The 14,489-nt window shown below is 31.6% G+C and carries 10 protein-coding genes; 2 read left to right on the top strand and 8 right to left on the bottom strand.

Going from position 1 to position 14,489, the window contains the following annotated elements; all coding sequences use genetic code 11:
* Positions 1-147: 147 nt before the first annotated feature.
* The 8 genes from RSJ42_RS08705 to RSJ42_RS08670 all read right to left on the bottom strand — a co-directional run bounded on the left by RSJ42_RS08705 (position 148) and on the right by RSJ42_RS08670 (position 10,316).
* Complete coding sequence (locus tag RSJ42_RS08705; RefSeq protein WP_410510174.1) at positions 148-1,383, bottom strand: tetratricopeptide repeat protein; 1,236 nt, start codon at positions 1,381-1,383, stop codon at positions 148-150.
* A 23-nt stretch (positions 1,384-1,406) separates the two neighbouring features.
* On the bottom strand, positions 1,407-1,907 hold the full coding sequence (locus RSJ42_RS08700; protein WP_410510173.1) for a PASTA domain-containing protein: 501 nt from the start codon (positions 1,905-1,907) through the stop codon (positions 1,407-1,409).
* 508 nt (positions 1,908-2,415) lie between these two features.
* On the bottom strand, positions 2,416-3,171 hold the full coding sequence (locus RSJ42_RS08695; RefSeq protein ID WP_410510344.1) for a tripartite tricarboxylate transporter permease: 756 nt from the start codon (positions 3,169-3,171) through the stop codon (positions 2,416-2,418).
* Positions 3,172-3,775: 604 nt separating this feature from the next.
* Positions 3,776-4,933, bottom strand: coding sequence for a hypothetical protein (locus RSJ42_RS08690; protein ID WP_410510172.1), 1,158 nt, complete (start codon positions 4,931-4,933; stop codon positions 3,776-3,778).
* Between the two features lie 1,027 nt (positions 4,934-5,960).
* On the bottom strand, positions 5,961-8,381 hold the full coding sequence (locus tag RSJ42_RS08685) for a hypothetical protein (RefSeq protein ID WP_410510171.1): 2,421 nt from the start codon (positions 8,379-8,381) through the stop codon (positions 5,961-5,963).
* 267 nt (positions 8,382-8,648) lie between these two features.
* Positions 8,649-8,828, bottom strand: coding sequence for a hypothetical protein (locus RSJ42_RS08680; RefSeq protein WP_410510170.1), 180 nt, complete (start codon positions 8,826-8,828; stop codon positions 8,649-8,651).
* A 7-nt stretch (positions 8,829-8,835) separates the two neighbouring features.
* Complete coding sequence (locus tag RSJ42_RS08675) at positions 8,836-9,078, bottom strand: hypothetical protein (protein ID WP_410510169.1); 243 nt, start codon at positions 9,076-9,078, stop codon at positions 8,836-8,838.
* Between the two features lie 668 nt (positions 9,079-9,746).
* Positions 9,747-10,316 carry a tyrosine-type recombinase/integrase gene (locus tag RSJ42_RS08670; protein WP_410510168.1) on the bottom strand — a complete coding sequence of 190 codons (570 nt, stop codon included), beginning with the start codon at positions 10,314-10,316 and terminating at the stop codon, positions 9,747-9,749.
* 616 nt (positions 10,317-10,932) lie between these two features.
* Between RSJ42_RS08670 and RSJ42_RS08665 the strand changes: the two genes are divergently transcribed.
* The gene (locus RSJ42_RS08665; RefSeq protein WP_410510167.1) at positions 10,933-11,358 is read left to right on the top strand and encodes a hypothetical protein; all 426 of its coding nucleotides are present in this window, start codon (positions 10,933-10,935) and stop codon (positions 11,356-11,358) included.
* A 256-nt stretch (positions 11,359-11,614) separates the two neighbouring features.
* Entirely contained in the window at positions 11,615-13,834 is a 2,220-nt protein-coding gene (locus RSJ42_RS08660) for an AAA family ATPase (protein ID WP_410510166.1), read from the top strand.
* Positions 13,835-14,489 lie beyond the last annotated feature (655 nt).

Below are 14,489 nucleotides of genomic sequence, written 5' to 3'. Positions count from 1 at the left end.
ACTTTCATTTCAAATAAGATATACTTTTTCTGATTCGAATTTTGCGAGTAAACGGTAGAAAGGGTTTATGTAAAAATTATTCATGCAGAGAAGTTATTTTTGCATAAGCCGTTTTTTGCAGAAAATATACTGTTTTTGTAGGAAATATTATTGAGAATTTATGTCCCTCTGGCGGCTAATTCTCGAAAGGATTTCTACCTTTATTTCAAGCGCAGGAGTAAAACCAGGTTTCAACTCAAGAGCCTTATTACAGCTCCGAAGGGCTTCTTCCTGTTTGTTCAGTTCTGAAAGAACAAGCCCCCGGCCTGCCCAGAGTGCGGGATCTTCCGGTAAAGCTTGAAGGGCCTCATTATATGCTGACAGAGATTCCTCATATCTACCAAGTCTGGAAAGCAAATTTCCGACAGCTTTCAAAGCTTCCAGGTAATCAGGCCTGATTTTGAGGGCTGAATTATATGCTTCAAGGGCTTCTTCTTTCCTGTCAAGTGAAGATAGGACACAGCCTTTTCCTGCCCAGGCTTCCGCATATTTCGGGTTTCTCAGGAGCACTCTTTCATATGCTTCGAGGGCTTCCTCAGGTCTTCCGAGTCTGGCAAGCACCACTCCTTTGTTATCCCATGCAATCTCAAAAGTCGGTTCAAGCCCGATTGCTTTATCATAAGCGTCAACCGCTTCTTCAAGCCTGCCCATTTCCGAAAGGATTACACCTCTGTTATACCAGACCCTGAAGTCGTCAGGAACCATTTCAAGTACCTTCTCTATGAGTTGCAGGGCATCTTCAAACCTTCTTGCCTTATAAAGAAGTGTGGATTTCTGAAAAAGCGCTGTGGCATTTTGAGGGTCTTTTTCAAGCATTCCAGTACAGGCTTTGAGTTCGTCGAAAAAAGGAAGGGAGGCATAAAGGCCCCTTACAGCAAGAAATAGAGGCAGGAGTTCGTACTTATTTCCATTAACATTCAGGGTTTTTGTCCCTCTTTTATAAGAAAAAGATGCTGATTCCTGTAAGCTTTCATTTTCTACAAGTGATTTTTCTTCAATATTTTTATTCATGGAGATACTTTCTTTACTTTTATTCCCCTGCATTTTTTCTATTCTTTCTATTCCTTTAAGCGCCTGTTTCAGTCCAGAAAAAACAGAAGGGGAAAATGGAGAATTGTTTTTTATATAAAACACTTCTCTCAGATGTTCTCCCAGCTTTTTGCTACTGCTGTTCCAGAAAATCCCGGAGATGTCTCCCGATTCTTTCAAAAACTTCTGAAGACAGGGTTTAAAGGATATGAAATTTTCTGCGTGCCCAGGAATATCAAAAGCTGAAAGCGCTGCTCTGGAGTGTTCCCTGAGTTCTTTTATATAGTCTTCTGTCATTGAGGGGTAAGCTTTCATTTTAAAGCCCTTCTTATTCCTTTTCAGCCGCGGTCAGAAAAAGATCTGCATGAAGATTTCCGGTCAGGAGGCAAAAACTTCCCTTTAGATGCAACTACCAGATCTACGGCCGACCCTGCCTGCAATTTTGTCCCTGGCTTTGGATTCTGTCTGAGCACTTCCCCTACTATAACCCCTATGGGCAAAACCCCTTTTTGTTCAGTGACCTCTCCAGCTAAGAGTCCGGCCTCTTCCAGAATTCCTCTGGCTTTCTCAAAAGGCTGCCTTATGACATTGGGGACCTCAGCCTCTCCTTCAGGAGTTTCGGAGCCTGCTTTTATTTCATGACTATCAGCACCCTCACCCTCTCCGAGAACCTCTTCAAGCAAATCAATTGCTCCACTGATTCTGAGAAGGGTTTCACCCAGGATTTTCTTCCTGTTCTCAAGCTCTGCAAGTTTTAATTCAATATCTTTGAGAATCTTTTGCCCGTTTTCATATTCTGCCCTGAGTTCTACCAAACGCTTTTCAAGTTGTACATCCATAAGTCCGAAAACCCCTTTTGAGCTATTAGTTATATTATAAACGTGACTTTTCTCTGTAAACGTGACTTTTCTCTGTAAACATGACTTTTTTCTGCAAACGTGACCTTTTCTCAATTTTCGATCAGTCCCAGTTTTGACTTTTCTGATTATTGATCCATCTGATTCTATTGGCATTTTTGACTTATCTGACTATTGGCTTCTCTGATTTTATTGACATTTATCTGTGGCTTTTTACTTTTCTACTTTATACCTTTCTACTCTCTGCTTTTCTAAAATTTCTCTTTTATTTTTTTCTCTTAACTCTAACCCAATAATTTGTCTTATTCTTTTACAATTTCAACCCAATACATTTTAAGTTTTATATTTTGTACTTCAATGGCGAAATTAAGAAAAATATCATAACTGGATAGTTATCCACAGTTTCTTCTTTTCATAACATACTCATCTTCAATGCTGCACTCCTGCCTGGATCGACAGTATCCTGCAAGCTTTTCCAGAAACACTTCTCTTAAAGGAAGTAAAGAATCACAGGCAGCAAAATTACTCCCATTGCATGGGATTTTCTGACATTCATATAAGATGGGAGCATACCTATAGGAATAGAGATGATGAATATAAAGAGACCAAAGAGTCCAGTAAAAAGGAAAGACATTATTGTAAGCCCCAAAAGTACTGTGATACAGAGTTTTGTGTAGTCGAGCTTTCGGAGCATATAATGGGCATTGTTCCCTATCCAGACTGTGGAGAAGTAAGAAAATAACGCAGTCATGAGAATGGCAGTAAAAAATAACATTATTACCTGAAAACCGAGCGATTCGATACCCAGAATATCATTTATAGCAACCATTGCGCCGCTCCGAGTCCTCCCGATAACAAGAAGAGCAACTAGCCCGAAAATTGCATTTGAAGTGTTTACTCCGGAAATGGAAACCATAAACTCCTTCGAGCTTTCAATAGTCTGGTGATTTGAAGAGGAATCTGAATAAAGGGAGGACTTTCTTTCTCCAGGTACAGGTTCCGATGTTTCTTTTTTCAGGGATCTCCTGTCGAAATCGGACCTTACAAAGAGTCCTACCAGGAGGGCAGCAATGGCAGAGGAAAGACCGGGCAGCCAGGCTACAAGAGAACCTGCTGCACTTCCAGTAAAGACCCCTCTCAGGACTCTTTTTCGGGAAAGCTCAAATTTTGAAACGGATTTCTCAGGAATCTCGGAATTTGTGAGAAGGCTTATTATAAGCTGGGATGCCCCGAAAAGCCCGCTCAGGAGAGGAAGAAGTATAGAAGCTTCCCCAAAGTTTATTACAGGGTCAAGCAGGTTTTCTCTGGAAAAAATGTAAAATTAGGTACTTTTTCTTTTATTAAAATAGCCCTATGGGATTCAAAATATAAATAACATTACAGATTGAATTTTTGAAGTACCAACAAACGGACAATCAAAAATTTTTGTATAAACATATCAACATAGCAACGTATATACAATAGTTGAAAATTCATTAATTATAAATTAATATAACTTGTGGGAAGGTTTAAATGATATGAACACATTTATGAACATTCACATAAATATTAAATAAAAATTATTTTTAATTAATTTATTACGTAATTACGGAATTTTTACGGAATAAAGTATAAATTAAAGTTTATGATATATGGGTCAATTCAAAGTCAATTAGTTACCATAATAGCTTAACAAAAACCGAATCTTTTATGATATACTAGTTGCAGGACACGAGCTAGTTAGTTCTTTACGAACTAACTTGTACTAATAATGTACTGATGTACTAATTATATTCACACAAAAGTATAAATATAAATTGCTTAGTAGGTGCTCAGAATAGCACCAGAAATTAATTGTATATACAAAATAATTAATTTTTAATAATTAATTTTGGTGAAGTTTTACCTTTAGCTTTTTCATAGTCTGAATAACTCATTGTTGTTATCTTTCGGTTAAATCCCCAAGCACCTTTTCCATCAACAACTGCATAATAAAACTCTAACTCTTTTCCATTATTACGTGTTTTTATCTGCATTTTGTTATAAAAAAATCTTTGATTCACAAGATCAAAATCAAGTTCATTTCCATCATTATTGTTTCGGTATGTTCCACTTTCAGTAACTGATTTTAAACGAATTTCATTATCAACTTTTATAAACCTGAAAGGAATTGATTCATAAAGAGATTTGGTGACAGGATGATTAATTCCTTTTATCATATAGTCGTAATATTTACGTAATCCCTCACTTTTAGGATTTGGATTATACTGTTTTGAAACAACCATAGAACCTTTAAAGGTGTTTCTTGCTTCCTGCAATGCATCTAATAATAATTCTTGTTTTTCTTCCTGACTCAAACAAGGATCAAGAATTCCATCAATTAATGTTTTTAATTTTAATTCATCTGCATTTTTAAAGAATTCGTTATTAAAGATTTTTGAATTTAATTCCTGCTTTAATTCTTCATTTCCAAAATTATCATTATATTGACTTCCAGAATTTGAAGCAACCGTAACACCTGATCCTATTGGACTACCAATATTCATTTGTGTTATGGTTTCAACAAGATTCTTTAAGGCTTCTGGATGTTCAATAAGCTGTGTTTCAATTTGTGAATAAATAAACTCCATTCTTTTTCTCGCTAATTCTTCCCTTGCGAGATAAGGATTTCTTGCATGTCTTAATCCTTCATCGGTTAAACCGAATAAGAACGGCTTTTTTGATGTTTTCTTTTCTACATAACCATAATCCTGATATCTGTACAAAAGCCCGCAAAATGTCGTATATTTCGCATCATAGCCCTGTTTTTTAAGGGTTTCAAACAGTTGTCTACTTGAAATAGGTTCAACCAGATTTTTGAGAAACGATTGCTTTATTAGACAGTCCTTTTCGCCATAATTCCCTCTATGCACTTCATTACCCACAAATTCCGAAATTGGTTTTCCAGAAATGGCAGCCATCATTTGATAATTCTCATTCTTATGTTGTTCGATTTCTTCATCAGTCAATTTATTAGATTTTTTTACCATATTTTCACCTAAAAATATTTTTATTTTTATTATGTTATAAAATTATTTTAATATAAAGATTTGCTCTGGAATGCTAACTTTGCATATATGCTGCAAAGTTAAGGATCAGATGTAAAAACTGAACTACGAAGCCGAAAATATTTATATATATAAAAATTCAGGATTTAGAATTAGATAAAATAGAAAAAATAAATTTATTATGAACTGCTTTAAATTAAATACCTTGAATTCAGTATTCAAGTTGCTTGAAATTCAATCAAAATATACTGTTCTACGGTACACTATAGAGTCAACGTAGTTTTTCAAAAATCAAGCAAGACTAATCAAATGTTAATGATACTCGAAATTCGGAATTATTGCATTGAATATAATCGACCTAAAGAATGCTCTGAAAAATCCGCATAAAACCCTAAATTTGCGATTTTAGGAGATTTATCAGCAGATTTGATAAGTTTATCCAGACATCACAGATTGCAGCTAAAACAAGTTTAAAATTGGTATGTGCCTATACAGGATAAAGAGTATCGCCAATTAAACGAGTGTGTTCATTTCTTATGAACTTAATGGTTGATTATAATAGCTTTCATTATAATTGTACTTCAGGTGAAAAAATAACAAATGTGTTCATAACATATAAATCTATTGATTATTATTGTTAAAATAATTATAATTATCTGCAAGTTTGGCTGGTAGGATAACGTTGCGTGACTGATATGTGTTTGGCGTGCGAGGTGGAGGTCGGCAGGCGGCAGGAAAAAATGATAAAAATTTCAGTTTTTTATTAGAAACGTTCAAAATCTTATATTTAACAAAAAATTATGAATCCGGCTGACCCCGAATTTGTTAAAAAGTGTCTACCGTTCTTCATCACAAAATGAAGTTTGTTTTTACGATAGCAAGAAGAACTGTATCAAAAATGATTTCCGAAATCAGCTAGAAAGTGTCTATAGTATATTATAGACACTTTTTTGTCATTTTCAGAAATGAGTTTTTATAATAATGTAAAGTTATTCAAAAAATGAAGGATTTATTTTTGTGATGAGGAACAAGAGCCTTCATCATTATTATTTTCATCATCAGATGGATGTATTTTTATTCGTTTATGTGCAGTCTCAAAATCGGAAATATCAACAATTCCAAGTCTAAAATTGATGAAATCATTAACGGTTTCCCCATTTACAAGAATTTCAGATTTTGCACAAAATGGTAATTTTATTAGTTCATCTGAGAGATTAATTTTGAAATTATTTCCAATTTCATCTATTATAGAATAAACTACTTTCTTTGCAAGTGAAACAGGACTTTCCTTTATGAAGATCCATATACGGTAATTATTCAATTTTTCAATTACGTAAGGAATTTTATTTGTGTCAAGGAATAGTTTAAGCTTATTTAAATCAATTTTCGAATCAGTTTCAAATGATATAGTATTTGTTTTCTTACTCAACACCGAACGGAAATAATATGTTTCATTACCTGATGTATGTTCATTAATTATTTGTTCATTAATTGGAATATCTTTTTTTGAATAACCACCATTTTTGTATTTGAATTGAGTTTTGTATTTAGTTCCAGTAAATATTTTATTTAATGATTCAGCTTTTGAATTAACAATAAAATATTCCTTGTTTAAATTAATTAAATTCTTGCATTTGTAACAATCTATTTTTACTGGTTTTGAAAGTCCATACATATGTATAGCACTCTGAATAAGGGTTTCATTCCAACTTTCAGCTTCAATAATTTCAGGTTTTGAAATATGTTCCCCTACAAGTGTTACATTTTTTTCTGTCTGTCTACCTATGCCATAATCAATAATATCAACTATCCTTCCAATTGAAGCCCATGATGTGATGTTATCAAGATCTCTTTTCGTACAACCAAGAGCAAAAACAACTGATGGTTCTTTACCTTCAGGATCTTTCACCCTGCTCATTGCCTGCCAAGAGTCACAATGCATCTTTTCTTCCGTAAGAACTCTGGCATCATGCTGATCTTTTCTAATTGAATCAAAAGCATGAGATGGGATGTATCCAAGTCCAATATGAATTCCAACTCTACAATTTGAAGTGACACCCATCATGTCAGGACAACGATAATAAGATATTTTTGGATGATATTCGGAATTTTCGGGTTTTTCAAAAATTTCTTTTAGTTTATTATGGTGTGAAATATTCATACAAACAATAATTACTTTTTCATCTTTTCCGTAAATATCCATAATATCCTTGCATTGCTGAACAATCTTATCCTGATGATTTTTGAAAGTATTTTTACCAAAAGTATTAAAAGTTTTACTATCAGAGAATATCTTCATTTTTGAATTGGCATTCATCGGATCTCCGTTTTTGCCAAATGTAATATTGTTTATTATTGTTTCAGGATAGAATAGGTCTTGATAATTATATTCTGTGTGAGTTGCCGACACCAAGAACGTTTTTGAGTGATATGGATCATATTTCAAATATTCGGAAATTGCTTTTTTAAATTGATGGTCAATTGCACTAATATGAAAATCAAAATAATATTTACATTCAACATTTTTATCATACTTTTTAGCTATTTCAATATTTAATTCTTTACTAAAAATAATATTGACAATAGAATAAATCATATTTACATCAGAAATATTAATATTAAAACGATCAATTATTTTAACTAGCCTTACAAGTTCCTTAATCATTAATCCAACAACATTTGATTCATCAATATATTTTAATTCTTTTTTTCCGGTTATTATATTTGTAACTAATTTAGGAAGTATTTTAGCATTATAATGATTGTTTTGAATTTTGACAGAATGTTTTTTCTTGAAAATGTCACTTGATGATTCAAAAACATTTTTCATTATTTCTTTCGTTGCTAGAAGTTCAGGATCATTCACTAATTCCAAATATCTGTTAATGATTGCTCTAATTAATCTGAATGATTTATTTCTATATGCTTTATCTGCAACAACAATTTTATCTTTTAATGCTTTTATATCAATTGCTGTTTGTTCTGAATAATCCATAACTGTCATTCTGTCGAATGCTAAATCATGTACTTCGTCAAGAATTCTGACTTTAACTTCAATTAACTTTTCATATGTCATTGCAGCAATTGATTCAGGGTATAATGATGCAGCTAATGATAATGCAACAAGTTTAGAGTATGTTATACATAATCCAGCAGGGTTTTCAACTCTATGGATTTCAGTTAATGGACATACATTAAAATGTTCACATTTTGAACAAGATTCCCCAACCAATAAAAATTGCAATAATTGAAGATTGGGGTAATCTTCGAAAAGTTCTTGATTTATAATACATTCAAAATTAGATGGAATATGAATTATTTTAGCATCTGGTTTATTGAAAATTCGCTTGACATCTTTAATGTCAGTTTCTTTAATAATTCGGTTTGTAGGTTCAATTATTATATAGGGAATATGCCTTTCTAAACACATACCTTGTAATGAAGTGGTTGCACCTGCTCTGGTATCCTTAGATATTTTGTATACTCCATCATCAAAATTTAAAATTTCGTCAGCTATTTGACTACGAATGTCTAATTTTACATTATTATCATAATCTTTATATTCTTTTGGATCATGTATTATTTTGTCTATACAAATCCCTCCTAGGGTAAAAAACTAAAACTTGTTCTTCCACCTTCTGATCTGGCAATCAGAAGGTATTTTCTATTATTTGATTAGCATTTGGTCACCCCAAGTTTAAATTTCCTCAAATTCCTTAAAAACTGCATCCTGACAAGTCTGACACAATCCAGAAATCTTATATTCTTTTCTTGAGATTTCATCTCTGAAAGGTATCGTTCCTACACGTACTCCACACATCGGGCAGATTCCATTTTCAATCATTTCAGTTTCATTTTTGAAACCCATTACGTTCATGAGAACTTTATTCATTTTTGACACCTTCTGTTTCTTTTTCACTTCTGAAATAATCTAATATAATTGCTCTTTTATCGTTACTAAAATTTTCAAGAATTTTTGGATCACTGATAAGCTTTTTTACCGTTAAAATGTCCTCTATCATGCAGTTTTCGACATATCCGCTTCTAGTGAGTCCAGCAGTTTCAAGTAAATTGTCCATCTGTTTAAGAAAGATTGGGTTCAATGTCATTTGTGTTCTAGTTTTCAAAATATCACCTATATTTTCTCTTGATTTTCTATTATTTTTATTATTTTAGATTTATTTTATAATGGAAATGTATTTTGAATGTATATAAATGTTACTGAAGTGATGTATGAACTTCCAAAAAAAGCAGTACCGTAAAACCGGAATCAGTGAGCTATATATTATGATTAACACAAATTTACTTCAATAGTTAACAATTGTTAACATTAAAATAGATAAAATAATTTCCATCTGTGTCACGTGTCCAACCTGTCAAGAAAGCAATCAACGTACGAATATGTACATCCAACTCAAAAGATTTATATAAAAATAACACATTCATTATAAAATTTAGTCGAAAAATGCATGTAAAGTATCTTATTGCACGCTAAAATAATGCAAAAGTATATTGAACTATTTAGTCCCAGATTTAGATTTTAATTGAAATATCTATATCTGTAGAAAACTATATAGGCTTTAAATTGATAAAAATCAGCTTAAATTTTAATTTTTCCTTCTGGACATAGTTTGATATTAATTTGTGAAAATCATTCGTAAAATGAGTTAAAAAGGGGTTTGCTGCTGAAATTAAAAAGAGCATATGATTATAACAAATCTAATATTAGAAATTATTGAAATACTTAATAATTCATTTACAAAATAATTTATTAATTTAATGATAATCTTCCTCATTAAATAATTGCTTTCATAACAACAGCTTCTTGCATTTCTGATTCATTCGGGGTTGAATAGTGTTCCTGAATTACTGCAATTGTATCACCAGTGAGTTTTGCTACTTCTTCAACTCTCCATCCAGCAGCTTGACAGAATTTCACGCACGTTGCACGCATGGCATGAAATGGTCTTCTTTCAATTCCTGCAAGATCACAATACATTTGCAACCTTCGATGACAGGTTCTACCTGAGTAAGTGATAAGGAAAGGTTCTTTCTTTTCTCTGCTGTTTACTAGTAATTTAATCATTCTCATCATTTCTTTTGATAACGGAACTTCATGTATGCGGTTCTTTTTGTGCTCAAAGAATTTCAATTTTCCAGTCCCATTTTGAAGTTCAGTGACATCTGAAACCCTGATTCCTGAATTCTTCTTTTTTGATCTTCCAATATCTTCCCTTCTTATTCCAGTAGAAACGGCAAGTTTAAAGAGCACTTCATCCTCAAGATTATCAACAACACTTAGAAACTTTTCCCACTCAGTTTTAGTAAAAGCTTTTTCCCCCGTTGTATATCTTGTACGTTTCATCAACATATTATCACACCCAATTTATTTTTGTCCATTTATACAAACAGGTTGGACAAACTTCAATATAAAGATTATTATTCAAGTGTAAAATAGAAAATTTTGTCCTTTACTATGGGGAAGCGGCCAAAATGAGTGCATCAACAAAAATCTAAAATGCTGCTCTTTCTCGTGAGTTTCCTTGTTATGTTGTACAGGATGCCTGGAGAATTGCCATAAAAAACATCTAAGATATGATACAAGGTTGCTATCAGGAAAAATAGGAATGCATAAATTTTACGGTAAAACCTATGCATCGAATAAACCGCAAAATTACACAGGTTTTACCATATAAACCTGTGATAGATTCTAATCTGAAATATAAGTAAGAAAAATATCAATAATATATATAATTGATTAATATATATCAAGTATAAGCATATAAATTCATATTATAATTTTTATAAACAAATTAGGTAGAGTTATATAGATATCGACTAAATATCATAGATTATTTAATTCAAGGTGTTGAATAACTATGCCATTTAATTTTGGAAATTTAGACTCATTTACTAGGCAATTTATGAAGCAAGAATTAGCGTATGATCAAAAAAATAATAAATTATACATTAGTCCTCGCTTGAATGAAGAAGGAGCACACCTTTATCCAGAATTACTCCTAAAAGCAATTGATGAGGGGAATGAGATAACATTTGGAGCTGATCTATTATCGCATGGTTGCTTCAATACACATGTACTTAGAAATGGTAAGCCTACAAAGATGCCAAGTAATGCACATGAAACATTGTCGGAGGGGGAATTTAATAGATTTTATATTCGGGCTCTTTGTCTAAGAGCAATTAATGAAGGATGCGAATTAGAGGTATATAGAGCAAAACAAGTTTCAAATCCAAGACCGGATTCACAAATTATGATTGGGCATATTATCGACGCAATAAGTTCAGAGTCCTTATTAAATGATTTGAGAACAAGTACAGGTATAGATACTGCTTTAGGACTTCCAAATGGTCCCAATTCTGGATTGAGTGTGAGAATCAAAAAATAAGATTCTTTTTCATTCTTTCAGTAGATAATTTTACATTTTCTTATTTTAGATTTTTTAAAAGACTATGTAAAGGAAACAACTGCAGGTGTTATTATTTTCCTTAAAACAATTATTGAGAAAATTCTATCTTCAGATGATTTAGAAAATAATAAAGCAGCTCATTTCATAGATAAATTGGAGTCTGAAAATTTTGGGGTAGATGAAAGTAGTACATATTTAGAAAAAAAGTATGAAGAAATCCTTGAGGTCTACAAAAATGAGAATAAAGACGATTAAAATTAATGGCATCAGGGGATTTCACTATCTGGATGATTCCACAACTAATCCTCACATAATTAAAGTCAATGGTGGAAATCATCTTTTTATTTATGGGGAAAATGGTACTGGAAAATCTAGTCTTTTTGATGCAATGGAGTGGGCCATTTGTGGAGAGGTCACAAATGAAATAAAAAAGAGAAATGTAGACAATTCATTTATTTTTAACGAATTTAATAAGGATACAGCCTCGCCATATGTTGAATTAGTATTTGACAATTCAAAGAGCATAATCAGAAAATTTTCCAACAATAGAATAAGCCTACAAGATCAACATAAAGTATTAACAGATGATATGGAATCACTATTCATTGAAACAAACAGAATTGAGAAGTTTGTAGCTGACAAAAAAGATAATTTATGGAAGAATTTCTCCGAGTTGCTCGGGCTTGAAGAGTTGCTTAATTTTGAAAGACAATTAAAAAAATTAAAGGACAAAGCTGCAAAAGAATATTCAAATATTGACCATCAATATCGTTCGTTAAATGAAGAAATCAAAAAATTAGACGATGAATTAAAAGGACAGATAAATAGATTTCAAGAGATCTTTGGAAATGGATGGGTGTATCAAATTTCGAAAATCAACTTTGATAATATTTCAACATATAATACTCTTAGCCTTAAAAAAAATACTTTTATAGAAAACTATGAAACACAAATATCCATAAATAGTTTAATTGAAAAAAAACAAAGTGAACTGCTTGAAATCTCAAAAAATACAATGGATACTAAAATTATTCCATTAATTAATGAAGCTACATTTTATTTTCAATCTAAAAATAATTTATTGAAATGTCCGATATGTGATAATGAAATTATTTTCAGTGAAATTAGTTCTAAACTAAAGAGGTTAAAGGAGTCATTTAAAGCATATAACGATATTAAATTGGAAATTGAAGGTTTAGAAAAGAGTCAAATAAGAACAATTGAATCAGATTTTAATTCACTAAAAAATGTCATTAAACAACTTGATCTATTAGATATAGATCCAAGTATTAATGTCAGTAAGTTTTACAATTTAATAAAAATGAAAAATGATTATTTGAATGAAAAAATTGCTCAAAATACATCATCTGAGATTCTAAACGTTAAACTTTACTTTGAGAAAATAGATGAAATTGAGACAAAAAAATTACAACTCGAAAAGTTGCAGAGCGAACTAAATCTAAAATTAGTCATCAGGAATGACATAACCCAAGTATATAACAAATATGAAATTGAATATATCTCAAAAATTAATTATGAGTTAGATAATATTTCAGAGGAGATTGTAACTAAGATATATAATCAAATAAACCAGACAGAAAATGATAATGTAGATCAAATAAAAATCAAGACCGATATTGAAAATAGAGCTCTTGAGTTTATTATTAAGTTTGAAGGCTCAGAATCATTCAGTAATGCTAATAAAATTCTTAGTACAGGACATTTGAGATGTCTTGGGTTTGCTTTGTTACTCACGAGAATAATTAGGAAAAACTCTCCTCTTAAAACAATTCTTATTGATGATCCTATATACGCAATAGATCATGAGCACAGATATTATTTAATAAAATATTTGCAGAGCTTGGGTGAGACTTATCAATTAGTTATATTATCGTCTGATAGAATGTTTTATGAAATCTTGACAAATACTTTCCCAAAAAATACATATGAATCTTATGAAGTTTGTCTGAACCAAATAGAAGGCATTTGCTACAAATATTCTAATTTACATGCTTCAGCAAGTAATTTCTTAACTAAGGCAGGAAAACACTTAGAACAAAATGATTTAAGGGCTGCATCACTTTATGCACGACTTTCTTTTGAGAGACAATTAATTGAAATTGCTGATAATGTTCAAATAAATATTCCATTTAAAAAAAGAGATTCATTCAGTTGGGGAGATCTTATCAACGCTGACATAAAAGCAGCAATTGTATCTAAATATCACAATACTGATGAACACACAAATGACCTAGAGTTTGAGAAAGTATTAAAATGCAGATATTTTAAGTCATTAATTTATGGGTTTCCTTTAAATCAAGAAATGCATTACCCCCATTCAAAAAGACCTTTTTTCACTAGAGATGAAATCAGTGAAGTCATCACAACTATTGGAGAATTTAATATGTACATCAAAAAAGTCATGAAAGGAGAAGACGTTAAAATTCTTGCTTAGAGGATGTCTTAAAATTCAAATACTTCTGTAGTTGGATAATTAGGCCTAATAGGGGTTTAAAGGGTGTTTTGTCGGAAATGTTGGCTGGACCCCTATAAACTAATTACTTTGTGTCTGGTTTAAGCAACGTGGTATCACCCCTTATTATTGAGCTCATCCCAAAATGTCAATGTCAGTTTACTTTTCCCCATTTTGGCCGGATTACTTCTCCTCACTTTTTGATATAAATTTTACTCAACTTTTCATAAACCCGTTAGAAATTGCTGCAAATATTTCCTATTTGTCTGGCGATTTTACTGATACTAAAGCCTTTAGAATGTAAATCCTGTATTAAGAACCATTCTTTCGTCTTCATTATTATTTATGATCCTCAAGCTTTTCTCAAGGATTGGAAATTGGGGAATTTTAATCCGGCTGAAATGATGAATTATTCACCGGCCTTGACATGGATATCTTACAGCAAGTGAAAAACAAAAAAAAACGATAAACTCTACAAACTAAGAACTTCTTTTTCTATTTTCAATGAGAAATAAACTATATGTATTATTTACACTTATATTGGATTTTTAAAGGATATTTTCATTTATTTTTTTTAATTACAAATAAGTCATACTTTGATAGACTTTGCAACTAAGATAGTATGAAGTGCAAAAAA

Origin of the sequence: Methanosarcina hadiensis, assembly GCF_046529725.1 — an archaeon.
GTDB lineage: Archaea > Halobacteriota > Methanosarcinia > Methanosarcinales > Methanosarcinaceae > Methanosarcina > Methanosarcina hadiensis.
This window is presented reverse-complemented; position numbering and strand designations above follow the sequence as displayed.

Bases quoted from the DNA above. Each gene is read 5' to 3' on its own strand.
- RSJ42_RS08705 (WP_410510174.1), bottom strand. From the start codon at position 1,383: ATGAAAGCTTACCCCTCAATGACAGAAGACTATATAAAAGAACTCAGG.
- RSJ42_RS08700 (WP_410510173.1), bottom strand. From the start codon at position 1,907: ATGGATGTACAACTTGAAAAGCGTTTGGTAGAACTCAGGGCAGAATAT.
- RSJ42_RS08690 (WP_410510172.1), bottom strand. From the start codon at position 4,933: ATGGTAAAAAAATCTAATAAATTGACTGATGAAGAAATCGAACAACAT.
- RSJ42_RS08685 (WP_410510171.1), bottom strand. From the start codon at position 8,381: ATGTGTTTAGAAAGGCATATTCCCTATATAATAATTGAACCTACAAAC.
- RSJ42_RS08680 (WP_410510170.1), bottom strand. From the start codon at position 8,828: ATGAACGTAATGGGTTTCAAAAATGAAACTGAAATGATTGAAAATGGA.
- RSJ42_RS08670 (WP_410510168.1), bottom strand. From the start codon at position 10,316: ATGAAACGTACAAGATATACAACGGGGGAAAAAGCTTTTACTAAAACT.
- RSJ42_RS08660 (WP_410510166.1), top strand. From the start codon at position 11,615: ATGAGAATAAAGACGATTAAAATTAATGGCATCAGGGGATTTCACTAT.